This window comes from Paraburkholderia diazotrophica (genome assembly GCF_900108945.1).
Classification (GTDB): Bacteria; Pseudomonadota; Gammaproteobacteria; order Burkholderiales; family Burkholderiaceae; genus Paraburkholderia; species Paraburkholderia diazotrophica.
Genome location: NZ_FNYE01000007.1, coordinates 129351 through 154774 on the forward strand (window position 1 = coordinate 129351; position 25424 = coordinate 154774).

At 64.4% G+C, this 25424-nt stretch carries 28 protein-coding genes; 16 read left to right on the top strand and 12 right to left on the bottom strand.

Features of this window, described 5'->3' with window-relative positions:
* Positions 1–15: 15 nt before the first annotated feature.
* Complete coding sequence (locus BMW76_RS11915) at positions 16–1173, top strand: J domain-containing protein (RefSeq protein ID WP_090865333.1); 1158 nt, start codon at positions 16–18, stop codon at positions 1171–1173.
* A 98-nt stretch (positions 1174–1271) separates the two neighbouring features.
* Here BMW76_RS11915 and BMW76_RS11920 read toward each other — a convergent pair whose 3' ends face one another.
* Positions 1272–1721, bottom strand: a complete 450-nt coding sequence (locus tag BMW76_RS11920) for a tellurite resistance TerB family protein (RefSeq protein WP_090865334.1) — start codon at positions 1719–1721, stop codon at positions 1272–1274.
* Between the two features lie 53 nt (positions 1722–1774).
* Complete coding sequence (locus BMW76_RS11925; RefSeq protein ID WP_090865335.1) at positions 1775–1960, bottom strand: DUF3563 family protein; 186 nt, start codon at positions 1958–1960, stop codon at positions 1775–1777.
* Between the two features lie 359 nt (positions 1961–2319).
* Between BMW76_RS11925 and BMW76_RS11930 the strand changes: the two genes are divergently transcribed.
* From BMW76_RS11930 to BMW76_RS11940, 3 genes are all read left to right on the top strand, one after another.
* Positions 2320–2628 carry a DUF4148 domain-containing protein gene (locus BMW76_RS11930; protein ID WP_090865336.1) on the top strand — a complete coding sequence of 103 codons (309 nt, stop codon included), beginning with the start codon at positions 2320–2322 and terminating at the stop codon, positions 2626–2628.
* Positions 2629–2851: 223 nt separating this feature from the next.
* Complete coding sequence (locus tag BMW76_RS11935; RefSeq protein ID WP_090865337.1) at positions 2852–4180, top strand: sensor histidine kinase; 1329 nt, start codon at positions 2852–2854, stop codon at positions 4178–4180.
* A 410-nt stretch (positions 4181–4590) separates the two neighbouring features.
* A complete protein-coding gene (locus BMW76_RS11940; protein ID WP_090865338.1) occupies positions 4591–5265 on the top strand; it encodes a response regulator transcription factor in 675 nt (224 codons plus the stop codon).
* Positions 5266–5295: 30 nt separating this feature from the next.
* On the opposite strand, the gene BMW76_RS11945 is transcribed toward BMW76_RS11940, so the two are convergent.
* From BMW76_RS11945 to BMW76_RS11955, 3 genes are all read right to left on the bottom strand, one after another.
* Positions 5296–6591 (bottom strand): MFS transporter, encoded by a 1296-nt coding sequence (locus BMW76_RS11945; protein WP_090865339.1) that lies wholly within the window; start codon positions 6589–6591, stop codon positions 5296–5298.
* Between the two features lie 139 nt (positions 6592–6730).
* Positions 6731–7675: a transcriptional regulator GcvA gene (gene gcvA, locus BMW76_RS11950; protein ID WP_090865340.1), complete on the bottom strand. Its 945-nt coding sequence runs from the start codon at positions 7673–7675 to the stop codon at positions 6731–6733.
* A gap of 99 nt (positions 7676–7774) precedes the next feature.
* The gene (locus tag BMW76_RS11955) at positions 7775–8008 is read right to left on the bottom strand and encodes an FmdB family zinc ribbon protein (protein WP_090865341.1); all 234 of its coding nucleotides are present in this window, start codon (positions 8006–8008) and stop codon (positions 7775–7777) included.
* A 206-nt stretch (positions 8009–8214) separates the two neighbouring features.
* On the opposite strand from BMW76_RS11955, the gene BMW76_RS11960 reads away from it, so the two are divergent.
* Positions 8215–8778, top strand: coding sequence for an SLATT domain-containing protein (locus tag BMW76_RS11960; protein ID WP_090865342.1), 564 nt, complete (start codon positions 8215–8217; stop codon positions 8776–8778).
* Between the two features lie 53 nt (positions 8779–8831).
* Here BMW76_RS11960 and BMW76_RS11965 read toward each other — a convergent pair whose 3' ends face one another.
* Positions 8832–9785, bottom strand: coding sequence for a PTS sugar transporter subunit IIA (locus BMW76_RS11965; protein ID WP_090865343.1), 954 nt, complete (start codon positions 9783–9785; stop codon positions 8832–8834).
* A 338-nt stretch (positions 9786–10123) separates the two neighbouring features.
* Between BMW76_RS11965 and BMW76_RS11970 the strand changes: the two genes are divergently transcribed.
* Positions 10124–10714: a BPSL1445 family SYLF domain-containing lipoprotein gene (locus tag BMW76_RS11970; protein WP_090865344.1), complete on the top strand. Its 591-nt coding sequence runs from the start codon at positions 10124–10126 to the stop codon at positions 10712–10714.
* Between the two features lie 129 nt (positions 10715–10843).
* Here the strand turns inward: BMW76_RS11970 and BMW76_RS11975 are convergent, their stop codons facing one another.
* Complete coding sequence (locus BMW76_RS11975; protein WP_090865345.1) at positions 10844–11251, bottom strand: Hsp20/alpha crystallin family protein; 408 nt, start codon at positions 11249–11251, stop codon at positions 10844–10846.
* Positions 11252–11263: 12 nt separating this feature from the next.
* Entirely contained in the window at positions 11264–11704 is a 441-nt protein-coding gene (locus tag BMW76_RS11980; RefSeq protein ID WP_090865346.1) for an Hsp20/alpha crystallin family protein, read from the bottom strand.
* Positions 11705–11969: 265 nt separating this feature from the next.
* Between BMW76_RS11980 and BMW76_RS11985 the strand changes: the two genes are divergently transcribed.
* The gene (locus BMW76_RS11985; protein ID WP_090865347.1) at positions 11970–12353 is read left to right on the top strand and encodes a hypothetical protein; all 384 of its coding nucleotides are present in this window, start codon (positions 11970–11972) and stop codon (positions 12351–12353) included.
* Positions 12354–12585: 232 nt separating this feature from the next.
* Here the strand turns inward: BMW76_RS11985 and BMW76_RS11990 are convergent, their stop codons facing one another.
* Positions 12586–12939, bottom strand: coding sequence for a hypothetical protein (locus tag BMW76_RS11990; RefSeq protein ID WP_090865348.1), 354 nt, complete (start codon positions 12937–12939; stop codon positions 12586–12588).
* Between the two features lie 173 nt (positions 12940–13112).
* Between BMW76_RS11990 and BMW76_RS11995 the strand changes: the two genes are divergently transcribed.
* The 5 genes from BMW76_RS11995 to BMW76_RS12015 all read left to right on the top strand — a co-directional run bounded on the left by BMW76_RS11995 (position 13113) and on the right by BMW76_RS12015 (position 19535).
* Positions 13113–15647, top strand: coding sequence for an EAL domain-containing protein (locus BMW76_RS11995; protein ID WP_407668939.1), 2535 nt, complete (start codon positions 13113–13115; stop codon positions 15645–15647).
* Positions 15648–15726: 79 nt separating this feature from the next.
* On the top strand, positions 15727–16113 hold the full coding sequence (locus BMW76_RS12000) for an ester cyclase (protein ID WP_090865349.1): 387 nt from the start codon (positions 15727–15729) through the stop codon (positions 16111–16113).
* 223 nt (positions 16114–16336) lie between these two features.
* A complete protein-coding gene (locus tag BMW76_RS12005; protein ID WP_090865456.1) occupies positions 16337–17254 on the top strand; it encodes an alpha/beta fold hydrolase in 918 nt (305 codons plus the stop codon).
* Entirely contained in the window at positions 17251–18663 is a 1413-nt protein-coding gene (locus tag BMW76_RS12010; RefSeq protein WP_090865350.1) for a hypothetical protein, read from the top strand. The genes BMW76_RS12005 and BMW76_RS12010 overlap by 4 nt, the downstream gene beginning before the upstream one ends.
* Positions 18660–19535, top strand: coding sequence for an alpha/beta hydrolase (locus tag BMW76_RS12015; RefSeq protein WP_090865351.1), 876 nt, complete (start codon positions 18660–18662; stop codon positions 19533–19535). Before BMW76_RS12010 ends, BMW76_RS12015 begins: the two co-directional genes overlap by 4 nt.
* Positions 19536–19658: 123 nt before the next feature.
* On the opposite strand, the gene BMW76_RS12020 is transcribed toward BMW76_RS12015, so the two are convergent.
* The gene (locus tag BMW76_RS12020) at positions 19659–19820 is read right to left on the bottom strand and encodes a DUF1328 domain-containing protein (protein ID WP_087739237.1); all 162 of its coding nucleotides are present in this window, start codon (positions 19818–19820) and stop codon (positions 19659–19661) included.
* Positions 19821–20024: 204 nt separating this feature from the next.
* Between BMW76_RS12020 and BMW76_RS12025 the strand changes: the two genes are divergently transcribed.
* Complete coding sequence (locus tag BMW76_RS12025) at positions 20025–20243, top strand: DUF2795 domain-containing protein (RefSeq protein WP_090865352.1); 219 nt, start codon at positions 20025–20027, stop codon at positions 20241–20243.
* Positions 20244–20402: 159 nt separating this feature from the next.
* Positions 20403–20621, top strand: coding sequence for a four-helix bundle copper-binding protein (locus BMW76_RS12030; RefSeq protein WP_407668948.1), 219 nt, complete (start codon positions 20403–20405; stop codon positions 20619–20621).
* A gap of 51 nt (positions 20622–20672) precedes the next feature.
* Here BMW76_RS12030 and BMW76_RS12035 read toward each other — a convergent pair whose 3' ends face one another.
* Positions 20673–22022: a cation:proton antiporter gene (locus BMW76_RS12035; RefSeq protein WP_090865457.1), complete on the bottom strand. Its 1350-nt coding sequence runs from the start codon at positions 22020–22022 to the stop codon at positions 20673–20675.
* Positions 22023–22257: 235 nt separating this feature from the next.
* On the opposite strand from BMW76_RS12035, the gene BMW76_RS12040 reads away from it, so the two are divergent.
* Positions 22258–23124 carry an SDR family oxidoreductase gene (locus BMW76_RS12040; protein WP_090865354.1) on the top strand — a complete coding sequence of 289 codons (867 nt, stop codon included), beginning with the start codon at positions 22258–22260 and terminating at the stop codon, positions 23122–23124.
* Here BMW76_RS12040 and BMW76_RS12045 read toward each other — a convergent pair.
* Positions 23121–24239 (bottom strand): glycosyltransferase family 4 protein, encoded by a 1119-nt coding sequence (locus tag BMW76_RS12045; protein WP_090865355.1) that lies wholly within the window; start codon positions 24237–24239, stop codon positions 23121–23123. The two genes, BMW76_RS12040 and BMW76_RS12045, sit on opposite strands and share 4 nt — an antisense overlap.
* A gap of 133 nt (positions 24240–24372) precedes the next feature.
* Here BMW76_RS12045 and BMW76_RS12050 point away from each other — a divergent pair, with 133 nt between their 5' ends.
* Positions 24373–25422 carry a glycosyltransferase family 4 protein gene (locus tag BMW76_RS12050; protein WP_090865356.1) on the top strand — a complete coding sequence of 350 codons (1050 nt, stop codon included), beginning with the start codon at positions 24373–24375 and terminating at the stop codon, positions 25420–25422.
* Positions 25423–25424 lie beyond the last annotated feature (2 nt).

The following is a 25424-nucleotide window of genomic DNA, read 5'->3' on the forward strand; positions in this document are numbered from 1 at the left end:
GGGGAAGGGAAGGGCGTGAAGATTCACAGCCACTATGACAATCTGAAAGTCTCGCGGGACGCGCCTCAGGAAGTGATCCGCGCGGCCTATAGGACCTTGTGTCAGAAATATCACCCGGACCGGCGGATCGACGATCCGGACGCCGAGCGGGTGATGAAGATCATCAACGCGTCTTACGCGGTCCTGAGCGACCCGGTGCAACGCAAGGAACACGACGAATGGCTCGCGCGCAAGGAGCGCGAGGCGTCCGCTGCTGCCGCGACGGCGGCGCCGTCATCGCGTCCGGCCGGTTCGTCGCATTCGTCCGCCTCTTCCGCCTCATCCACGTATTCAGCGTCGGGCTTCCAGCAGACGCCCCGGTACGCCGCTGCGCAAGCCGACGCGTCGGCGCGCTCCACGCCGCGCGGAAGCGGCTGGACATCCCAGGCGCGGGTCGATCCGCGCGCCGCTGGGCGCAAGAAGCAGCGCGTGTCGTTCGGACATGCGCTGCGCAGGGTCTCGTTGCGCGGCTGGATCGCGATTGCGGCATGCGCGTTCGTCGGCTACGTCGTGATCACGGAATCGATGTCGCCTTGGCCGTTCACGCGCAACATCACGTCCGGTGCGTCGTACGGCGAGCACGGCCATGCCGATGCCGACAGCGCGGCCGCAACCGACAGCAACGGCCGCGCGCTGGCTGCAGTGGCGTCGGCACAGGCAGCGACTTCACCGTGGACGAACGACGCATCCGGTGCCGCGAGCGACGCGGGCGCGGCTGCCGCGTATGTGCGCCCCAGCGTCGCCCCGAACGGCGCGCCATGGCCTGCCACGGCAGGTTATCTCGACGGCATCCCTGTCGGCGCATCGGGCGGGCATTCGTCGGTGACGATCGACAACTCGATCAACCGCTTCGACGTCTACGGCAAGCTGGTCTATAACGCGTCCGTCTTCGATCAGCCCGTGCGCCACTTCTTCGTGCCGGCAGGACGGACCTTCACTCTGAAGGACGTCGCGCCCGGAAGCTACGACATCCGCTACCAGAATCTCGACGACGGCGGCATCTACAAGTCGCAGCCATTCGGGCTCACCGAGCAGACCGTCGGCAACGGTCTCGACGCGACGCATATAAGCGTCATGCTGTACGCGTCGCCGGGCAGCATGCAGGCGACGGCGATCGGCCGCGGCGAGTTCTAGTTTCAGTTGCCCTTCTATCGCGCAACGGGCGCCGCCATGCGCTGCGATGCGGCTTGCAGATCGCACGGCGGCATGACAACGGCATCGATGCCGAAACGCTACACGGCCGTTACGGTTTCGAGCTTCGACATCTCGCGCGAGCGTGGCGGCGATTCGTTCTCTTGCGGCATTCGCCACGCGGCGCGCAGCACGCGCATGAACATGTCCTCGCCTTCGGAAAGATGCCCATCGGCGTGCGCGCCTTCCTTGCATAGCGCGATGACTTCGCGTCGCAGACGCGCGTCCTTGACGTCCTGCGCCAGCTGAAAGATCACGGCGGGGTCGAGCCGGCAGGTGTCGCCCCAGTTCAGATAGGCCGTCGTCGTGAGGTCTTCGCACATCTGCTGGATGACGGCGAGCAGTCGTTCGCGGTTCAGCCCGAGCCGCTCTTCCATGCCGTAACGGTCCAGCGCTTCGAGTTCGTGGATGCCCACGTGTCCGTCCGAGAGCAGGCAGGCAGCGACGATACGTGCTGCGCCTTCGGGGCTGTCGCATCGATAGTGACGCATTTCAGATCTCCATTTGCATTGATCGATTGATACCGGTGCTGGCGTGCCGCCGCTCATGCGATCCAGTCGCGCGGCATCAAGCTCGAATGCACGTGGAACGGATGGCCGCCGTCGTCGAGCAGACGCATGCGCCGTTCGAGATCGGCGAGATCGGTCGACGAAGCGAGGAAGGCATTGCGTTCACGTTCGCGTGAGTGCGTGAACAGCGCGCAGAGACGGTGAGCGAGTCGGGTCAACATGATGGGCTCCTTCAGTGATGCAAAGAATCGGGAACGTGCGGGCGAACGAATGATTTGCGTCGCTACGCTGCGTGGATGCGATGCACTTGAAATCCGCGAGCCGTCTGTTGCTCGGAGTCGGACCGCTGCATCGACGGATTGCATCGTAGTCAGCCCGAATTAGCCGGAAATGAGTCGGACATGCAGAAATCCGCCGGCCAGGCGATGGGATAGCGCACGACGTGACATATCGCGGTCTGTGCCGGCCGGATTGGCGTTGCTCATTCTGTGCTCACTATTGGCGCCCAGAATGCAAATGAACCGATGCATCGAACCCACGGCATCGGAGACTCATTCGATACCCTCTGGAGAGAAACGTCATGAAATCGCTGATTCAAACCGCTACCGTCGCTGTGTTCCTTGCATTGCCCGTTGCATCGTTCGCGCACACCAATGCACCCGTCACGAGAGCCGACGTGCAGGCCGAACTCGCGCAACTGGATCGCGCGGGCTACGAGCCCGCTAACGACTACGTGCACTATCCCGCGAACCTGCAGGCGGCGCAGGCACGCATCGATGCGCAGAACCCAGTCGAATACGGCGGCGTCGCCGATGGCACATCGCAAAGCGGCGCGTTCGATCATCCGCAAAACGACGTCGGATTGAAGTCGATCTACGTCGGGCATTGAATGCCTGCCAGCGGCATTTTTCGTTGCAGTGAGTTGCGGACGCGCGGAGCGATCGGCGCGATCGGCGCGTCCGCATCGCTGCTTTGAGAACGAAAAGGGCCTGTAGCGCGGTGTAGAATCGGCTCCCAACGACGAAGCGCGCGCGTCTCTCGCGCGTGCGCCGTCGCTTTCAAGCTGCAAAAGCTGCACGCACAACGCTCTTCGGACGGCACGCTTCATAACCATGTCCATGCCCAAGATCCGGTCGTTAAGAAATCAGCTCGTGCTCGCCTTGTGTGTGCTGGTGAGCATCGTCGGCGTGGTGCAGGGCGTCAGTTCATATCAATTGTCCAAGGCGGGCATGAGCGCGCTGCTCGACCTGCGACTCGAACAGGCGGCGACGCGCCTCTATAGCAGCGGTCTTGCCGAGTCGCTGCCCGCGATACCCGCGCGGGGTTCGCAGCCCGAGCGCGATATCGTCGTCACCGTCTGGAAAGACGACATCGAAACGCCCTACCGTTCGACGGAACCCGCGCTTGCGTTGCCGCGCGATGCTGAAGCGGGCTTTCTGACGACGGACGTCGGCGGTGAGAGCTGGCGCATCTACACGCTGCGAGAGCCGGGCATGGTCGTCCAGGTCGCGCAGCGCTCGCGCGTGCGGCATGAGCTGGCGCAGGCTCGCTCGATCAACACGCTCTGGCCGATGATCGTGCTCGTGCCGCTCGTGTGGCTCGCCGTGCTGCTGGTCGTGCGGCGCGCGCTGCGCCGTCTGACGCGTCTCGGCGCCCAGGTGCAGGCGATCGACATGACGCATTTCGAGCAGCTGTCGACATCGGGCGTGCCGACCGAAATACGCCCCTTCATTGTTTCGATCAACAAGATGTTCGAGCGTCTCGCTCAATCGATCGAAGGCGAAAGAAAGTTCATCTCCGATGCCGCGCACGAGTTGCGCACGCCGCTCACCGCGTTGCAGTTGCAGGCCGACAATCTGCAGCCACATATCGCGCCCGGAAATCAGGCGCGTTTTCGCGAGCTGCAAAGCGGGATACGGCGCAGCGGCAGACTGATCGCTCAACTGCTGCGGCTCGCACGCGCCGATGCGGCGCTGCAGCCCGATACGCTGACGCGCGTCGACGTGACGAAAGTGGTCGTCGATGCCGTGGCCGAAGTGCTGCCGATTGCAATGAAGCGCGGCATCGATATCGGCGCCGACGAAATGGCGAGCGCGCATGTGCGCGCAAACGAAGCCGACATCGGCATTGCGCTGCGCAACCTCGTGAGCAATGCGATCCGCTACACGCCAGATGGCGGCAAAGTCGATCTGAGCGTGCACGCGCGCGATGGCATGGTGTGGATCGAAGTGGTGGACACGGGGCCAGGCATCGACGAGGCGCTGCTGCCGCGCGTGTTCGACCGCTTCTTTCGCGCGAATGCGCAGATAGAAGGCAGCGGACTGGGGCTGTCGATCGTGCAGGCAATCGTGAACCGCTATGGCGGCGCGGCGAACTTGCGCAATCGTACGGATGGACAGTCGGGCATCGTCGCTTCGATCGGATTCGACGCCGTGCCCTGAGCGTTTGCGCTCACGCGCGGGGCTCATTCGCATTTGCTCATCGTTTGCTAACTTTACGCGCCCATGATGGAACCGTTGGAGCAGGCCCCTCTGGTTCTGGCATGGCGACCAGCGCGCCAGGATCTTTCTGCCGACTGCGCGAGCGGTCGGCTTTTTTTCGCCTTCACCACCGCGGAAACCTGCGCGACGTCTGGTGTATCAACGCAAGCAAACGACGCAGGCGAACGACGCAAGCCAAACGACGGAAACAACTCGGCTATCATGCGTTGTGGCCGATGTGCGATAGCGGGTTCGCACCGGCGGGCTACGGCCTGGAATCACAATTCGCCGCCTGGGCGCGAGTCGCCCCGCCGCGAACGGTCCTCGCGCCGCAGCCAACGACAACGCTTCGTTGCTGTGGATACGACATCATGCGAGTGCTACTGGTTGAAGACGATCTGCAGATCGGCCAGAGTCTGTTGCGCGCGCTTCAGGACGCCGATTACAGCGTCGACTGGGTACGCGACGGCAAGGCGGGCAGCGCGGCCATCGCGGCCGCCGAATACACGGTCGTCCTGCTCGATCTCGGCTTGCCCGGCATGGGCGGCATCGAATTGCTAAAGTCGGCGCGCGCGGCGGGCAACACGGTGCCTGTGCTGATCCTCACCGCGCGCGACGATCTCGAGGCACGCGTTCAAGGCCTCGACGTGGGCGCCGACGACTACATGCTCAAACCCTTCGACGTTCCCGAACTGCTCGCGCGCATCCGCGCCGTGCTGCGCCGCAAGGCGGGCTATGCATCGTCGCGGCTCGGCGACGACGCGCTGAGCCTCGATCTCGACAAGCGCACGCTGTGCTGCAACGGCGTGTCGTCGGTGCTGTCGGCGCGCGAGTTCGCGCTGATGCTCGCGTTCCTCGAACGGCCCGGCACGATCCTGTCGCGCGATCAGCTCGAAGACAAGTTGTACGGCTGGGGCAAGGAAGTCGAGAGCAACGCCGTCGATGTGCTCATCCATTCCGTGCGCAAGAAGTTCGGCCAGTCGGTGATCCGCAACGTGCGCGGGCTCGGCTGGACAGTCATGCTCGGCGATACGCCGAAGACCTGAAGCCCGCCGGCGCATCACGGCACTTTCACGTCAGGCGCGCGCCGTTTCGACGGACGCGCCGCTCGCATGAACCGTATCGTCGATGGGGAAATGCAGCAGCGCCGCGAACAGTCCCGCCAGCGCCGTCGCGCCCCAGATCAGCGAATACGAGCCCGTCATGTCGAACACGAAGCCGCCGAGCCACGCGCCGAGAAACGAACCGAGCTGATGGCTCAGGAACACGACGCCGAACAGCGTCCCCAGATGCCGCGTGCCGAACACCTTTGCGATCAATCCGCTCGTCAGCGGCACCGTGCCGAGCCATGTGAGGCCCATCACGGCCGCGAACAGCACGACCGAGAGCGTCGATTTCGGCAGCAGGAAAAACGAGGCGATCGTCGCGCCGCGAATCAGGTACAGCCAGCCGAGCACGTGCTGCTGACGCAAGCGCCCGCCGAGCCAGCCGCATGCCCAGCTGCCCGCCATGTTGAAAAGCCCGATCAGCGCGAGCGCGGTGGCGCCGAGTCCCATCGGCATATGGCACAACGTGAGGTATCCGGGCAGATGCGTCGCGATGAATGCGAGCTGGAAACCGCACGTAAAGAAGCCGAGCGTCAACAGCCGGTAGCCGCGATGGCGCGTCGCGTGCGCGAGCGTCTCGCGCAGCGACGTCGCGGGCGCCGACACCGCTGCATGTGACGCCACTGCATGCGACATGTCCGCGCCTCGGCCCCGGCGATCGAGCACGATGCCGAGCGGCGCGGCGATCAGCATCAGAAACGCAAGCGCGAAGAGCGACGTCGATACGCCCGACGTTTCGCGCAGCGTCTGCGCGAACGGCACCATCAGCACCTGCCCGAGCGAGCCGCCCGCGCTCGCGATGCCCATCGCCATGCTGCGCTGCTCGGCCGACGCGACGCGTCCGACGGACGTCAGCACGACGCCGAACGTCGTGCAGCTGACGCCGATGCCGACCAGCAGCCCGAGACCCGCAATGAGCGCGAGCCCCGACGGCGCGCCCGCTGCGAGCGCGAGGCCTGCCGCGAACGTGGTGGCGCCGAACGCGACGACGGGGGCCGCGCCGTAGCGGTCGGCGGCCGCGCCCGCGAACGGCTGCGCGAAGCCCCAGACGAGATTGTGCAGCGCGATCGCGAAGGCGATCAGCGTGACGGGCAGGCCGCGGTCATACGAAAACGGCCCGATAAAGAGGCCGAACGTCTGCCGGATGCCCATCGCGGCGCTCAGGATCAGCGCGGCGGCGACGATCACATGGAACGTCGGGTTCTTCAGGGTTGTTGCCAGAGTTGTTGAATGAGTTGTTGCATGAGCGGGTTTGGCCGTCGACATGGTTCGTTTCCTCCTCGCGGCCATCGTCGCAGCAGCGCGGCCACGCGACAAACGAAAAGTTTTCGGCGACAGATGAACAGAATTCACTCATGGCGAACGACCCCGCCAGCGTTGAGAGCGTCGCAAAGAGCCAATCGTGCTAACGCGACGCGGCAACCGCGGACGCGGGCGTTTCGTCGACGGGATGCTGATCGTCGAACGCCTGCGCTTCTTTAAGCAGCCAGCGCTTGAACGCCTGCAGATCGGGCCGCTCGTCGGCGCCCTCGGCGCGGACGAGCCAGTACGCGGTCTTCGCTTCGACGGTCGGCGCGGCGGCTTCGACGAGCGTGCCCGCATCGAGCTCGCGGTTCACCAGCGGCCGGCGGCCGATCGCGACGCCCATGCCTGTCGACGCCGCTTCGAGCGCGAGCTGGATCGTGTCGAAGCGCAGGCCGGGCGATGCGTCGACGTCGGCGATGCCGGCGCCGTCCAGCCATGCCTGCCAGTCCTCGCTCGCGGTATCGACGTGAATCAGCGTCGCGCGGCGCAGATCGACATGGCCGTGCGCATCGACGAGCGTCGCGCGATAGGCCGTGCTGCAAACGGGCACGAGCCGCTCGCCGAACAGCCGGCTCCAGTCGCTGCCCGGAACAGGGCCACGGCTCAGTCGGATGCCGAAGTCGAAGCCGTCGATGGGAAAGCCGACCTGGCGCCGCGATGTGTCGACGGACACGTCGATGCCCGGCCAGCGCGCGCGAAAGTCGTGCAGGCGCGGCACGAGCCAGCGGACGGCGAGCGTCGGCGCGCAGCTCACGGAGATCGTCGGGTGCGTGCGGCTGTCGGGCAGCCGCTGCGTCCCGAGCGCGATCAGCGAGAACGCTTCGGCGATGTACGGAAAATACAGCTCGCCTGCGGGCGTCAGCGACAGCTTGCGCGGCTCGCGCACGAAGAGGGCGACGCCAAGCGTTTCTTCGAGCGCGACGATGCCGTGGCTGACGGCGCTTGGCGTCACGTTGAGTTCGGCGGCCGCGAGCTTGAAACTGCCGTGCCGCGCCGCCGACTCGAAGAAACGCAGCGAGTTCAGCGGAGGCAGGCGAAGCGGCATGACACGTCCTTCTGTCGTGATGGTTGACGTCGGCGCCTATCGACCGATGGCACAGATAAGGCGGATAAGGCGCGGCCCGTTCGCGTGCCGCTCATAAGCTCACGGGCAGCAGGTGCAGCCGCGATGCCGCATGCCGTAGCCGCCCTCGCCATCGGACGCGGCGCTGCCCGACGCCGACGCCGACGAGCCGCCGAGCAGCGCGGGCGCGCCGATCCGCACGCGCTCGGCGGGGCTCCCGCAACGGGGACAGTCGGCTGCTTCGTCGCGCTGCGCGATACGCCGCACTGCTTCAAACGCGCCACAGTCGGCGCACTCATAGTCGTACACAGGCATCACTTGCTCCTACGAATCCCGTCATCGTACCGTGTCCGCCGCGCCTGTGTGAACTCCGCGTTTTGCGCCCCGCATGCGGTCGGCACGAGGCCGAGGCGACATCGATGCGACATCGATGCGACGTCAATGCATGCGCAGCGCGCAAGGACCATGCCGCAGCGCACGATGCTATGCTGGACTTTCCTTGTCGAAGAAAGGCGGCAGGCATGACGATGGTCGATACGCAAGCGAAAGCCGGTTCGGACGCGCAGGCCGAGTACAGGCCGCCCGTCAACGAAGACGAGCTGCTGCTGAAATGGATACGCCGCGCGCGCGAATCGCAGAAGAGCCATTACGACATGGCCGATCTGCTGGCCGCGCGGAACCGCCTGTTCGGCATCGGCGTGACGGCCGTTTCGGCGGTGGTCGGCACGACGGTTTTTCTGTCGCTGGTGGCGTCGGCGGACTCGCCTTGGGCGCGGCTCGTGGTCGGCATGGTGAGCATTGCGGCGGCCGTGTCGGCGGCGTTGCAGACGTTCATGCGCTACGCAGAACGGGCCGAAGAACATCGCTCGGCGGGCGCGCGTTATGGCGCCGTGCGGCGCCAGCTGGAAGCGATCTACGCCGGCGATCCCGGCTCGCGCGACGGCCTCTATGTGAGCGCGGTCCGCGAGACGCTCGACAGGCTCGCGGAAGATTCGCCGAGCGTGCCGCCGCGAGTGTTCAGACGCACGCAGGAAACATTGCGCGTCGCAGCGGCGCAAAGCCGCCACGAAGGACGTTGGGAATGAATGCCGTCGACGCGCAGCCCACAATGCAGGCGCGCAAAGGCCACGCGCCGGCGCTACGCCCCCAGACGCGCCCCTGATGCACCGTTGCTGCCAGTGGGACGCTGCATCGGCGTCAACGACGGCGTGAGCGTGCCGTCGCCTTCGGCATCGCTGCCGAACAGGCGGCAAACCTCGCTCGGGCTGCCACATGCGCGCAGACGCTCGCGAAAGTGCTGATCGCAAAAGCGCTGCGCGACGTCGGCGAGCAGGTTCAGGTGCGTCGTGTTCGCGCCTTCGGGCACGAGCAGCGCGATGACGTCGCTGACGGCCTTCGCATCGGGCGCGTCGAAGTCGAACGGCACGGCGGGGCGCACATACACGACGACCGCGTTGCGCAGGCCCGCGATCTGGGTGTGCGGCACGGCCACGCCTTGTCCGAGACCCGTCGAGCCCAGTGCTTCGCGCGCGTCCAGTCCCGCGACCACTTCATCCGCCCGTACGCCGTAGCGCGTTTCGCAAAGCTCGCCGAGCCGTGCGAAGAGTGCGGCGCGATCCGCGATGCTCGCATCGAGCAGCACGTTGCCGGGATTCAGCAGACGGTCGAGCGACTCGACGTCGTCGCTGGCGGGCTGCCTTGCTGCACGCAGCGCGTTGGCCGCGTGCGTCCAGGACGTCGCGCGCAACAGATCGCGCCAGCCGTCCGTCGGCGTTTCGGGAATCTCGAACAGGTGGCCGAATTGCGCGGCGGGTGCGATGCGCGTCACCTGCGCGATGGCGCCGTTGACGGCGTCCTTCGGCAGATACAGCGACAGTTGCACGCGATCGGTATGCGGCAATGTCGCGATACGGATCGTCCAGGGCTGGCCCGCGCAGTCGCGGGTGAGCGCGCGCCGCAAGGGCGTGACGTGCTGTGCGTCGAGCGTCACGCGCATCATCACGCTGCGCCCGGCCGCGTGCCGCCGCACAGCATCCGCACGGACGCGATGGACGCCGAAAATCGCGCGCAGAATGGCACTTGTCTTCGTCATGCCGTCTCTCCAGACCTCGACACGATCACTAGCGTAGCGCGATCTGCATTAAAGCCGAATAAAAAAGTCGCGAGTGGCGCGCTCGCGGAATGCGGGGTTCCGCACTGCGCGCCAACTGGCGCGAAACGATGATCACGCTCGGGCAATGTGCAGCCATGGCGGCTTTCGATGGCGCGCAATTCAGGTGCCCGAGCAGGTGTGCCAGGTGCAGTTGTCCCATGCAGTTGCCAGATGGAACTCCGGCGATGCATTCAGTGTCATCAGCTAGGGCCGTCCTCTGCCAACGCAAGGACAGTGCCGCCGTCGCGACAAAATTCGGACTTACAAGGGAGAAAACAATGCGCCGTCGCCGATTCCTCGCCATGACCACTGCCGCAGTCGCCACGAGCGGCCTGTCGCTTGCGGGCTGCACGACCACGGGGCCGTCGTCGGACGCGACGCCTGAAGCGAACGCGGGCAAGCGCCAGTCGATCGACGCCGACGTCAACGCGACGCTCACGCGTCTTTTCAACACGATCGGCGGCTCGCGAGAACTCGCCGACAAGGCGCGCGGCATTCTCGTGTTTCCTTCGGTGATCTCGGCGGGCTTCTGGTTCGGCGGACAGTACGGGCAGGGCGCGCTGCGCGTCGGCGGACAGACGTCGGGCTACTACAGCATCACGGCGGCGTCGTTCGGCTTGCAGATCGGCGCGCAGTCGAAGGCGATCATCATGCTGTTCATGACGGACGACGCGCTCAACGGCTTCACGCACAGCCAGGGCTGGGCAGCGGGCGTCGATGCGACCGTCGCGGTGCTGAAGGTCGGCGCGAACGGCAACGTCGATACATCGACGGCAACGAGCCCCGTCGAAGCCTTCGTGCTGACGAATGGCGGATTGATGGCGGGCGTGTCGCTCGAAGGCTCGAAGATTTCCCGTCTGATCATCTGATCGCTCAAGTGCAGCGTTGATGCCGCGTTGATGCCGCGTCGATGCGGCGGACGTGCGGGCTGGCAACACGCGTAGCCGCGCGCTGCCAGCCCGCCGCGCAAATCTGATCTTCAGATCGCGCGCCTGGCCTCAGCCCACCTTGACGTCGACACGGCGCGGCTTTGCCGCTTCATGACGCGGGATCGTCAGCTTGAGCACGCCGTCTTTCAGCGAGGCGTCGATCTTCGACGTATCGAAGTCTTCGCTGACCGTGAAGCGCCGCGAAAAGTAGGGCGCGCGCAGCTCCGCGTGCGACAGCGCGAGGTTCGGCGGCACGGGTACGACAGATTCGGCTTCGATAGTCAGATTGTCGTCGTGAACCTTCACCTCCAGCTTCTCTTTCGACACGCCCGGCAGATCGGCCAGCAGCGTGACGGTATGACTGTCTTCGAAGATGTCGACTGCCGGCGTCAGCGTGACGCGGCGCTGTGCTTCGTCCGATTCCGCGCGCGTCATCGCGCTCTGATCGCGTTGGGCGAGTTGCGTGTTGTCGTTCATGATGTCACCTCATTACTGGACGGTAATGGCACGGGGCCGCGATGCCTCGCGCTTGCCGACTGAAACCAGCAGGCAGCCATCGACGTAGCGCGCCAGCACCTTGTCGGGATCGGCCTGTTGCGGAAGCTCGATGACCCGCCGGAAAGCGCCGTTGAAGCGCTCCTGCGCATACTGGCGCACGCCTTCCGTCGACGGCTCTTCGTGGGCCGTTCGTTGGCCGGCTATCGACAGCAGGCCCTTGTCGACGGATATCTCGAGCTTCGAAGGATCGACGCCCGGCGCAAACGCAACGATCTCGATCGAGTCGTCGGTCGTGCCGATGTTGATCTGCGGGAAGGTGCCGAAACGGCTTGAACGAAGGCTTGACGGGAAGCCGCCGAACAGGCTGGACATCTGGCGTTGCAGACGGTCCAGTTCGCTGAAGAGGTCGGTCCCAAAGTAAACGTCACTCATGGTCGCTTTCTCCTCGGGCGGCAAGGAAGCAAACCGGCATACGCGCTTCAGTCCGGTTGTCCCATGCCGCGGACAATCAAGGTTGAAACACGCAGCGCCCGCGAACGGAATGTTCACGAACGACTGCCTAAGCGATGCTAAAGATAGGATGCCCGTTGTCAATTTCAAGGGGCGGCGCGAAAAATTTTGAGCCTTGAATTTGGGCCTTGAAAATCCGCGTGATCGCCCATAAAGTCCGCGCACCAATGTTCACTGGGAGACGACCGTGGAATTCGATACGGACTGGAGAACGCTTGGCAAGCATCGCATCAGACTGCGCTCCACAAAAGGCTTTCCGACGGAACTGATGCATCAGGTCGCGGAAGTGACGCGGCTTGCCGTCGACAACAACATGAGCGCCCGCGCGCGCATCATCGAAATCCTCTTCAGGCATGAAAAGGCCTACGACATCACGATAGGAACGACGCTGCTGGAAGACCGCATCAGCGCGCCGCAACTCGAGAGCGCGATCGCGACGGTCATGGGCCTGTTACCGGAGCAGGTGAACCTGTATGTCCACGCTGTCACGCAAGAGGAAGTCGATCTTCATTTCGGCGTGTACGAACGGATGCTCGCCGAGAAGCTGGGCGCCGTTCCGCCGTTGCAGTGAATCATAATTTTCGATTGATAGAACGCATGGCGGCTCATGCGCCGACCGTTATTGACGCTAGCTGATCGTTTGACTAGATTTTTTTTGCCAGGGCGGTCGGGCGAATCCAATGTCGCTGCCATGCGTTATCTACTCTTCATTGTGCGGCTTGCAATGAAACGGGCACAAAGGCGCGTTCTCTTCTTGCCGCCTCATAAGGAGAAAACGGGAGAAAACGATGACTCGAATGGACTCATCCTTGTCGACTTTTCGACGAGTCTTTGACAAAGCGGGTTCGGCGATTCTTGCAGCCGAGAAACACCTGCTTGCCAGATGGAAAGACAAAAGCACCCATTTGAAAAAGAACGCGTCGAATCGCAACGAACGCAATGCCAATGACCATAGCGGCTAACGCACAGTCCACATTCAAAAAGGCAAGATCGGCTGTATGCCGGACATGACCCGGCGGCTGCCGTGTGCCCGGCGCGATTCCGGGGCGCTGCGCCAATGTCTCCATGTTTTCGTTGCCGGCCGTGGTGCCGGAGCACTGCCGGCACAGCGCGGCCTCGTGCGTATTCGATACATCGCTCGTCGAACGGTGCGACATTCCGCCACTCAGGTTTTGCACCCGGCCTGTCGTCAAGAGACGGGTTGAAGTGTCATTTCCTTTAGGCGTCCGCAGACCCCGTCGATGCAGCAGCGAACCTGCGAGGCCGTCCGGCTTTGCCGGCGTGCAGGTGATGCAGACGTCTGCGAAGGTTCGCCGCTCTGAGCCAGTCGATGATAAACACGAGCAGTTACGCCATTCCCGTTTCACGCCTCATTGCGCGTCCGATGGTGACGTGCACGCCTGCCACGTCCGTGCGCGAAGTCGCGCGGCGCATCTTCGCGGAACATTGCAGCTCAATCGTCGTGATCGACGACGGCCAACCCGTCGGCATCTGGACGGAACAGGACGCGCTCGCCGCCGGCGAGGATGCCGATGCACTCGATCGCCCGATCGGCGACGTGATGAGCGCGCCGCTACTCACGCTCGATGCGGGCACGCCGCTCGGCGAAGCAGCCGTCCGTTTCAAGCAGTCGGGCATTCGCCACTTCGGCGTGGTCAGGGACGGCGCCTGCATCGGCGTGCTGACGCAGACGGACGTGATCGTGAACCAGGGCGCCGAATTTTTCCTGCGCCTGAAGCCGATCGAATCGATTCACGTACACCCGCACGTCGTGGTGCCGGCACATCAGCGGCTGCACGACACGATCGCGCAGATGCGGGCCCGCAAGCTCGATGCCGTCGTCGTCGAGTATGACGACGGCGGGCACGGGCACGGCATCCTGACCGAGCGCGACGTGTTGCGTCTGATCGTCAACGACCGGCTCGACGGCGTGGTGGGCGATCAGGCGAGCCGTCCGTTGCAGTCACTTGCTGCGACGCAGAGCCTGTACGCCGCGCAGCGCCTGATGCTGCAGCGGCACATCCGTCATGTCGGCGTGTGTGACGGCGACGGACGGCTCGCCGGATTGCTCAGCTTCGAGGATCTCCTGCAGAACATCGAGGACGAGTACGTCAGCGAGCTGCAAAACGCCGTGCGCGAGCGCGATGAGGCGCTCGGCCAGGCGCGCTTCAGTCTGCGAATGGCGGATCGCGTGTTCGAGTCGGCGCTCGAAGGCATCATGGTGACCGACCGCAACGCGAAGATCGAGCGCGTGAACCAGGCGTTCACGCGCCTCACGGGCTATACGCAAGAAGAGGTGCTCGGGCGCGACGCGAGCCTGCTGAACTCGGGCCATCAGCCGCCCGGCTTCTATGCGGAGCTGTGGCGATCGCTCGAAACCGATGGACATTGGCAAGGCGAGATCTGGAACCGCCGCAAGAACGGCGAGCTGTATCTCGAGTATCTGACCATCACGAGCATTCGCGGCAACGACGGCGAGATCTCGCACTACGCGGGCATCTTCTCCGACATCACGCAGCGTCGTCAGACGGAAGAGCGGCTGCGTTACCTCGCGACGCACGATGTATTGACGGGGCTCGCGAATCGCGTGCTGTTCGAGGAGCGGCTCGAGCGGGCGATCATTCATGCGGGCCGCAGCAGACGCAAGTTCGCCGTGATGTGTCTCGACCTCGACCGCTTCAAGCTGGTGAACGACACGCTCGGCCATAGCGCCGGCGACAAGGTGCTCAAAGTGGTGGCCGAACGGCTGCGCACCGGTTTGCGAGAGAGCGATACCGTCGCGCGGCTCGGCGGCGATGAATTTGCGCTCGTGCTCGAAGACTTCAACGATGTCCGCGACGTGGGCCATCTTGCGGGGATGCTGCTCGACTCGGTGGGACAGGCGATCGACCTTGGCGGACGCGAGATTTTCACCACGCCGAGCATCGGCATCAGCATCTATCCGGACGACGGCGTGCAGGCCGAGCAACTGATGTTGCGCGCCGATCAGGCGATGTACGGCGCGAAGAGCCGCGGACGCAACGTGTTCCAGTTCTTCGAGAGCAACATGACGTCGTCGGCCATTGCGCAGCTCGAGACGCTCGGCGAGCTGCACCGCGCGCTGGAGCAGAACGAATTCTGCCTGTACTACCAGCCGCAGTACGACCTGTCGAACGGCCGCATTGTCGGCGTCGAAGCGCTGCTGCGCTGGCGTCACCCGCGTCGCGGGCTCGTGCCGCCCGGCGAATTCATCGGCATCGCCGAGCAGTCGACGCTGATCGTGCCGCTCGGCCGCTGGGTGCTGCGCGAGGCATGCCGGCAGGCGCGCGCGTGGCTGGATGCGGGCATCGAGTTCGGCCGTATCGCCGTGAACCTGTCGGCGCGCCAGTGCTTTACCGACGAGTTTCTCGGCGACCTGTCCGCCATTCTCAGCGAAACGGCGCTGCCGCCCGAGCGCCTGCAGCTCGAACTGATCGAGAGCATGGCGATGAATACGCGCGAAGAGATCGGCACGCTGTTGCGCGAGCTGGTCGCGCGGCGCGTGAGCCTCGCGATCGACGACTTCGGTACGGGCTATTCGTCGCTCGCCTATCTGAAGGATCTGCCCGTCGATACGCTGAAGATCGACCGCTCGTTTCTCGGCAGCAGCGACGCGCACAATCCGGATCGCGCGATCATCCGCGCCGTCGTCGTGATGGGGCGCGCGCTCGGTCTCGACGTGGTGATGGAAGGCGTGGAGACGCAGGAACAGCTCGCGTTCCTGCAAGAGGTGGGCTGTCATCAGGGACAGGGCTATCTGCTGGCGAGACCGCAGCCTGCTGAACGGCTGACGGAACACATGCGGCGCAGTTGCGATGCGCTTCTCGCGCAGTTGGAGAGTGCGTAAAACGCGTCACTTGATTCGGGCAACGCACGGCGGCAAGATTCCTTGCTCGGGGACTTCGCACGAGCAAGGAGACATGGCCATGATCGAAACGCGTCTGCCCGTCATCTACCGGAATTACATCGCATGCCTGAACAGGCAGGACTGGCCGGGCCTCGGTCAGTTCGTTCATGACGACGCAATCCACAATGGCAAACGGCTCGGCTTGTCGGGTTATCGCACGATGCTGGAGCGAGACTTCGAGGCAATCCCGGATCTTTGCTTCAACATTCAGTTGCTGGTCTGCGATCCGCCCTTTATCGCGAGCCGATTGCAATTCGATTGCGCGCCAATGGGCGTATTTCTTGGGCTGCCCGTGAATGGCAAGCGAGTGTCGTTTGCCGAGAACGTGTTCAATCAATTCCACGCAGACAAGATCAAGGAAGTATGGTCGGTCATCGACAAGGCCGCCATAGAAGCGCAGCTTTAGCGGCTTAACAAATAGCAACCAGCAGAAAGTTTGGCTCCAGGCCACACCGCTTGGGCCTGTGCGTCGATTCCTGACAGCACGCTTGACGCCGTGACCTGGACCGCGCTTGCTCGCGCCCATTGCAGCAGGAACGGCAATTGCTGCCATCATTGATCCCGATGCGGCACGGGCGCATGCATGCGCCGCTGACGCGTGCCGCCACTGCCTTTCAACGGACACGACGTTGCAACTTCTTCCTGTTTGCCTGGCCGTCTGCATCGTGCTCGGCGGCGCCTGGCTCGCGCTCGCGTGGCGCCGGCTCGAAGCCACGCCCGCGCTGACGGGGGCGAGCCGCGCCGCGGGCATCGGCGGCGTCTACACGGAGGTCGGCCGCTGCCGGATGTTTCATCGCGTGCATCCCGGGCCGCCCATGACGCAGCAGACGATGCCCGTCGTGCTGGTCCACGGCCTTGTGATATCGAGCCGCTATATGGAGCCGCTTGCCGGCGCGCTGGGCCGTCACTTTCGCGTGCTCGCGCCGGACCTGCCGGGTTTCGGCGAAAGCCGTCTGATCGACGGCAGCCACGCGCGGACGTTGTCGCTTGCGCAACTCGCCGACGCGTTGCGCGACTGGCTGCGGGCGCTCGGCGTCGAAAGGGCGGCGTTTGTCGGCAATTCGTTCGGCTGCCAGATCATCACCGATCTTGCGTGCCGGCATCCGGATGTCGTCGACCGGCTCGTCCTGCAAGGGCCGACCACCGACCCCAAGGCTCGCACGCTCATCAAGCAGGTGTATCGCGATCTCGTCAATGGCCGGCGTGAGCAGATGCGCTCGCCCGCCGCAACGGGACGCATCGACTACGCGAAGGCGGGCCTGCCGCGCGCGTTCGCGACGATGCGTATCCTGATTCGCGACAGGATCGAAGAGCGGCTGCCGTATGTTGTTGCGCCGACGCTCGTCGTCGCCGGCACGCGCGACGCCGTGGTGCCGCTCGAATGGGCGGCCTGCGTCGCGCGGCTCGTCCCGCGCGGAACGCTTGCTGTGATCGAGGGAGGCACGCACACGTTGAACTACGTCTATCCGCACGCGTTTGCGCTGGCGGTCGCGCCATTCCTGATGGCAGGCACACCCACACTTGCAACCGAGGCCGCACGACCATGAACAAGCCACCGCGCGGCATTGCCCGTTTCGATTCGGCGGCCGGCATGGCGCAGGCGCTCGCCTCGACGCTGCACGGCAAGCCGTTCGTGAGTCCGAGCCAGTCGCGCGTGCAGGACTGGCTGATGTCCTCCGTCAACAGGTTGTCGCCGCGCGCCCGCGAACGCTGCTACAGCATCGGCGGCATGATGGAAGGGATACGGCGGCGTCAGGTCCGCAAGCTGGACATCGAGCGTATCGCCGAATGGCTCACGGGACTGTATCCTCAACGTCAATACGATGCCGCCATTGTCGGGTCGTCGAATGGCGCGCTCGTTCATCTCGCGGCCGCGATGCGGATTCCGTGGCTGCCGCAAACGTTCCTGTGCCCCGTGCGCGCACCGTTTCGCGACCCCGACGACGCACAGCGCGGTTTCAACGAAGGCCGCCCGATCGTCGATGCGTTGCTCGCCGCTGACGAACGCATCGCGGTCCATCATATGCAGGACCCGAATCAGGACAGGCTGATGCTGCATTCGATGCACTATTTCCGCCTGAAGCATCTCGCGCTGCCGCTCGCGTATCGCGAGTTTCTGCTGAGCAGCCTGCGGCCCGGCGGGACCTTGTACGTGAATGCATGCACGCGCGCGTGGCCCGTCACGCGCACGAGTTCGCGCTCGGTCTACCAGTTCGGCGCGACAGGCGGCGCGACCGAGGACGAGTACCTGCACGGCGGCCCATCCGTGAAAGCGAGCCTCGCGCGCTACGGCAGCAAGCGCACGCACTGGACGCCGCCCGCGCCCAACGACATCGCACCCGAGGCCGAGTGGGGCTTCGACGAACGGCTGATGCGCGACATCGAATGGCTCGCTGCGCAGATGCGATGGCGCATCGTCGAGATCCGCTACGAGGAGCCCGAGAGCCTGAGCTTCGTGACGGCGGCCGTATATCGCGACTGGTATCGCGATGCGGGCATCGTTCCGCGCAGGCTCGTCGTCGATTCGTTCCTGCTGATGGAGCCGCTCACTACGATGCGTCTTCACGCGCTGCCGTTCTGGCTGCTGTTCTGCGTCGAAGCTTCGGCGGATGCGTTGCAGCGTTATCTGCAGACGCAGCCCGCATTCGACGAGATCGACATGATGCTGTTCTCGCATGGCGTCGAGAGCATCGGCTATGCGCCCATCGATCGCTGGCGCGCGCTGCTCGCTACGGCAAAGAGCGCGGGCCGCTTCGCAGGCGTCGATACGACGCATTATCCGCGTGACTTCGCGACCTTCGCGCGCTTCGGCCGCGCGCTCGTGCGCCTCGATCCTCAATTTCCGACACCGCCTGCATTGCACTGCGCGCGCTTCGAAGCGCTGCTTCAACAGCATGGGGCGGCGCATCGCGTGCAGTGCGCCGAGCGCGCGTCCATCCAGGGCGCGACGGCATGAGCGAAACGGTGCGGCTGATTCTGCTGTCGCTGCTTGCCATTGTGCTCGCTGGTTATGCGATCGTCGTCGCGCTGCTGTTCTGGCTTCAGGGACGACTCGTCTATCCGCTCGAACAGATTCGAGGCGTGGCGCGCAACGCGGCTGCCGACCACATCGAGCCTGTGACCGTGCGCACGGCAGACGGTCTCGTGCTGCCGGGCCGTTATGCGCCCGCAAGCCAACACGACGCATTCACCGTCGTGCTGTTTCATGGAAACGGAGAAGACCTGTCGCAACGCGTGCAAATCGCACATGACCTGATCGTGGCGGGGCATGGCGTGTATCTCGCCGAATATCGCGGCTATGGCGGCGCGCCGGGACATCCGTCCGAAGCAGGCCTGTATGCGGACGGCCGCGCAGCACTCGACTTCGTCGCGCAGCGCGCGAGCAGGATCGCCGTGCATGGGTTTTCGCTCGGCACGGGTGTCGCCGTGCGAATGGCGTCCGAATATGAAGCGCTTTCTGCGCTGATTCTCGAAGCGCCGTTCACCTGCATCGCCGACGTGGCGAGAGCGCGCTTTCCATTGTTTGCGTTGCGCGGCATGGTGCGAGACCGGTATGACAACCTCGCCAGCATCGGCCGCGTGCGTGCGCCCGTGCTGATATGCGGCGGCCTCGCCGACGCGGTCATTCCGCCTGTGCAATTCGCGCGGCTCCATTCGGCTGTCCGCGCGCCGCGCCGGCTCGAACTGATCGATAGGGCGGGACACGCCGATGTGTGGGAACAGGGCGCGCGCGAGCACGTATTGCGTTTTCTCGACGATCTGCGACGCGTGAGCGCCGCCGTCGAAACGGATCCGCAGCACGGGCGTACTGCACCGCACGATGCGTAAACGCTGCGTGTAAAAGGACGCATCTTATAGACGCGCCTGATGCGAAGTGGCGGCGGCGATGCGAGCCGTCCGATCGACAACGTTCACGCGTTCGCATCGCCGCTTCTTGCGCTTGCCGTTACGCTATCGCCGCACGACGCCCATCAGCAGCGTCACGATGAAGATCACGAGGAAGATGAAGAAAAGGATCTTCGCGATGCTGGCCGCGCCCGCAGCGATCCCGCCGAATCCGAAGACGGCGGCAATGATCGCGATGATGAAGAAAACGAGAGCGTAGTAAAGCATGGTAGGGATCTCCTTTTTGGGGCCGCGCCGCATTAGCGCGTGCGCTTCACAGGGACTGAGCAACCGTCGTGCCGTCGCCGCGTGAGGCCGACAAGCGGTGTACGCGCGTGCGCTGCGGTGAACCAGAAGGCCGCGATGCAAGCGCGGGCCTTGGAACGTCGGATGCACAACTCCGGCTGTAGCAATTCTTCAACGGAGAGAGTGATGTCCACATCGAATGCGAAAAATCCGGCCATCCGGAAGTTCATCGACGTGCAAAAGGCGCTTAAAGGTGCGTCTTATCCCGCTGCCAAAAAAGATCTGCTGAATACGGCGAAGCAAAACGGTGCTGACGAGGAAGCGATGGAAGCGCTGGCTGCGTTGCCGGAGGAAGAATATGCAAACCCGGCCCAGGTATCGAAGGCGGTGGGCAACGAAGACTAAACGGCGCTGACCTGTGTGTTCGCGTTGCACGTGCAGCGAGGGCCACTCGACCACGGAGAATCCATGACACTCGAGCAAACCATTCACGCGTTGGACGACTGTGCTGAGGCATGCGCGACGTGCTACTCCGCGTGTATCGCGGAAGGCGCGTTGCCGGAGATGGAAAAGTGCATACGCCTCGATCTGGATTGCGCGGCGTTGTGCCGGTTCACATCGGAGGCGCTCGCGCGGCAGTCGCAATTCGTTGGCGAATTCTGCCAGTTGTGCGCTCGCATTTGCGATGCGTGCGCGGACGAGTGCGGGCGGCATCCGGCGGCACATTGCCAGGCGTGCAGCGACGCATGCCGCAAATGCGCCGAAGCGTGCAGGGCGTTATGAAACCTCGGGTCCGCGCCGGGCGTTGAAGCGCGGAGTACCTGCCGGCCAGGACTATTGCGGCCGTGTCCGCGCTTCTTCTTCGGGCGTTGAATCGCGCCGCTGCTGCCTGCGTTCGTAGCGTTCCAGCGCAGGCGTCGCGCTGGACCCGTGCACGATGACCGACAGCGCCACGGTCGCGAGCACGATGGGCACGAGTGGCCTGACGAGCTTGCCTCCATGTTCGAGCGCGAACAGCAGATAGTAGAACGCGCCGACGCCCCGGATGCCCATCCACGCGATCAGAATCCGTTGATACCCGTCCGCGCGCACGCCGAGCAGCGCGATCGACGTGCCGATCGGCCGCGCCACGAGGAGCAGCAGCAACGCCGGCCAGATCGCCTGCCACGTGAGCACTTCGCGCCAGTGCGACGAAAGCGCGCTGCCGATGGCCAGCATCAGCGCGAATTCGACGATGCGCTCGATCTCGACGGTGAAGCCCATCATCGACTCCGCCATGTACGCGTGCGCAAGCTCGGGGTCGGTAGCGGCCGCCTGTTTCTCGCCGTGTTCGACATCGGCGAGCACTTCGGATGGCGGCGTGTCGCCCGTCGCTTTCAGTTCTTCGTGACGCAGCGCGACGCCCGCAACGAACACGGCGATGAATGCAATCGTGTGCGCGACGAGCGCGGCGCCGTAGCATATCGCCATCAGTCCGAGTGCGAGAAAGCCTTCGAGGCCGATCGCTTCGCCGTATCGCGTGCGCAGCCAGGTGACGAGCTTCACCATGCTCGTCCCGCAGATCCAGCCGATCAATATTGCGCCGCCCATGCCCCACACGACGGAGAGCGCGAATACGGCGGGCTGCCTGCTGACCAGGTCCGACATGCCGCACAGCGCAAAGCCTGCAAGCGCAACGGGGTAGGCCGCGCCGTCGTTGCAGCCGCCTTCGCCGGATAGCGCGAATCGCAGCGGCTCGTCGTCGCCGGCCTCCCTGACGCGCAGTTCGTTCGCGAGCACCGGGTCCGTCGGCGCAAGCGCGGCGGCGAGAAGCAGCGCCGGCCCGAGCTGAAAATGCAGTCCCCACACGGCCACGGCAGCGACGATCGCAACGGTGATGAGCATCGCCGGAAAACCCAGCCGCAGCGGCAGCCTCCATAGCCGGTCGCGGAGTGGCACGCGCAAGTGCATGCCGATTGCAAACAGCGAAACGACGAGCCCTACCTCGGTGACGAGGCGCAGCAGCCGGACATTGCCATCGAGCGAGACGGACAGCAATCCCGCGCCTTGCGCGCCGATCAGAAATCCGACGCCGAGATAGACCATTGCGCCGCTCAGCGGCAGACGCGCGATCAGGCCACGGCCGAGCGCAATTGCGACCAGCAGCACGCCGACGAGCATGAACCACACTGCTTCGATCAACATGAGTGCCTCGGCGCGATTGAACAAGGCATTGCGTTGCGTTGCTTCGCGGAGGCGGTGCTCCATGCCATATCGGCTCCCAGTGTGATGGCTCGTGAATTCCCGATGACAGAGCAGACCTCGTGCCCCAACGTCGTGTCGAAGCGGCGCCGCCCATCCGGGCCGGGCAGGCGCATTGCTCATCACGTGTATCCGATAGCCATGCAGGCACGTCGACAACACTCGCGAGAGGAACGTCATGACCGACATCAGGCAACCCGCGCCACCGTTTCCGTCACAACAGCAGCAGAGCGTCCCTGGACGCACGGCGCCCATGCAACCGCGGCCCGACCACGGAGAAGAAAGTTACGCAGGCAGTGGAAGACTTTCCGGTAAAGCCGCGATCGTCACGGGCGGCGATAGCGGCATCGGCCGCGCGATCGCGATCGCGTTTGCACGTGAGGGCGCCGACGTGCTGATCGCCTATCTCGACGAAGACGAAGACGCCGAAGAGACGAAACGCTGGGTCGAAAAAGCAGGGCGCCGCGCGGTGCTCGTGCGCGGCGACATTACCGACCCACGTCATTGCGACGAGATCGTCGATCGGGCCGTGAAGGAGTTCGGCAAGCTGGACGTGCTCGTCAACAATGCCGCGTATCAGATGACGTATGACTCACTGGACGACATCAGCGACGAGGAATGGAACCGCACGTTCGACACCAACATCGGCGCGATGTTCAGGATCTCGCGCAAGGCGGTCCGGCATATGAAGCAGGGCGGCTCGATCATCAACACCACGTCGATCAACGCGGATAAACCCAACCCGGGACTCCTCGCCTACGCAACGACGAAAGGCGCGATCCAGAACTTCACGGGCGGCCTTGCGCAGTTGCTCGCCGAGCAGGGCATTCGCGTGAACTGTGTCGCGCCGGGGCCGATCTGGACGCCGCTCATTCCATCGACGATGCCGAAGGACAAGGTCGAGAGCTTCGGCAAGCAGGTGCCGATGAAGCGGCCAGGGCAACCGGCCGAACTGGCGCCCGCGTATGTGATGCTCGCCTCCGACGAAGCCAGCTATATCTCGGGCGCGACGATCGCGGTGACGGGCGGGGCGCCGATTCTTTAGCGCGCTCTGGCGTGGGCGCCGCGTGTGTGTGGCGATCCGAGTGAGGGAGCGTAACGCCGCGTCTGGTCATGCGTTGCAGGCGCCAGTGCGCCACACAGGCTCGTATAGAGTTCGATGTAATCGTCTGCCATGCGAGCAGCGGTGAAGCGGGACTCGAATGCGCGGCGGCAAGCGCGTCGATCGATTGAGCCAATCTGTCCGGCTGCGGCAACGGCGCCGTCGATATCGTCGACGAGCCGGCCGCTCACGTTGTCCTCGATGATCTCCGTCATCGCGCCGCGCCTGAACGCGATGACGGGCGTTCCACACGCCATCGCCTCGATCGCGACGAGGCCGAAGGGTTCTTCCCATTCGAGCGGAAGCAGCAGCGCGCTTGCCTGAGAAAGCAGACGGCTGCGCGCTGGTCCGCCCGCTTCGCCGAGATAGTCGACGAAGGCCGCGTTCTGGTGCAGCAGCGGCTTGATGGTTTTCTGAAAATACTCGCGCTCGCCAGGATGGACCACCCCTGCGATCTTGAGCGGCATCTGCGCGCGCCGCGCAATATCGATGGCCAGATCGGGGCGCTTGCCGGGCATGATCCGCCCGAGGAACAGCAGGTAGCCGCGCGGCGCGTCGTCGAATGGGAGTGCGTCGGCGGGAATGCCGTGATGAATCGTCCTGACCCAGTTGGCCTCGGGCAGCGGCTTGCGTTGACTTTCGGAAATGGCGACGAGCGGCGCGTCGGCGAACTCGCGCAACAAAGGACCGTGGTCGTGCGCGAGCATGAGTCCATGCATCGTGGTGACATGTTTGCATCCGAGGCTGCGCATCAGTGGGAAGTGAATCGGTTCGCCATGAAAGTGCAGGATATCGAACTCGCGTGCGTGGCGGGCAACCTGTTCGAGCTGACGCACGTGATGACACGATGTGTCCCACGCGCTCGAATCTCGCCACAGGCCGCGCTCGCATCCGGCGACCAGCGCCGCCGACGTGCGCGAATCGCCACTGGCGAACAGCGTGACGTCGTGCCCGCGTCGAACCAGTTCCTCCGTCAGGTAGTGGACGATGCGCTCCGTCGCTCCATAAGCGAGAGGCGGGACCGGTTCGTAAAGCGGCGCAATCTGAGCTATACGCATTGTCTTGCCTGCTCGTGTGATGATGGCTGTTGCCGGACAGCAATCGCCGTTCCGTATGGCTCGTCGCGGCGCGCGTCGGGAACAACGGATGCTCGCTACATCGCACGTCAATCATGATGCTGGAAATGAAGCGATGCGTATCGCGCAAGTCTCGACACTCTATGAACGCGTGCCGCCCGTCGCTTATGGCGGCATCGAACGTGTCGTCTCGTGGCTCACGGAAGAACTCGTCGCGCGTGGCCACGACGTCACGCTGTTTGCAAGCGGCGACTCAATCACAGGGGCAGACCTCGTGTCGGTGTATCCGCGTCCGTTGCGTGAAATCGAAAACACGGCTGACCCGCAGGCCTTTCATGTCGCGATGCTCGAGCAGGTCGTGCACCGGTCCGACGAATTCGACATCGTCCATTTTCATACCGACTACGCGAGCTTTCCCTTCGCGCGGCGCCTGTGTTGCCCGCAACTGACGACGTTGCACTGGCGCCTCGACGTGCCCGGCCTCGAAACGATGTACCGCGAATTCGACGACATGCCCGTCGTGTCGATTTCGGACGCGCAGCGCGCGCCTTTGCCCAACCTTGCGTGGCAGTGCACGATTTACCATGGCCTGCCGACAGGGTTGCTCACGTTCTGCGAAACGCCTTCGGACTACCTCGCGTTCGTCGGACGTATCGCACCCGCCAAGCGGCCCGATGTTGCGATCGAAATCGCCGGGCGCGCTCAGGCGCGACTCGAGATCGCCGCGAAAATCGATGACGGCGACCGCGCGTACTACGAGCGTGATATCGCGCCGCTGATGCGGCAACCTCACGTGTGCTATCGCGGCGAACTCGACGACGCGGACAAGAACGCTTTTCTCGGGCATGCCCGCGCGCTGCTGTTTCCGATCGACTGGCCCGAGCCGTTCGGGCTCGTGCTGGCGGAAGCGCTGGCGTGCGGCACGCCCGTGATTGCGTTCGGGCGCGGCTCGGTGCCCGAGATCATCGATGACGGCGTGACGGGCTATGTCGTCGGGACAGTCGATGAAGCCGTCGATGCCGTCGGAAAGATCGACGGAATCGACCGCTCGCGCTGCCGCGCCGAATTCGAAAAGCGCTTTACGGCATCGCGTATGGCCGATGAGTATCTGAAGGTCTACGCGACGCTGGTCGACCACGCGCAGCGCAGATCCTGCGCGCGCTGATG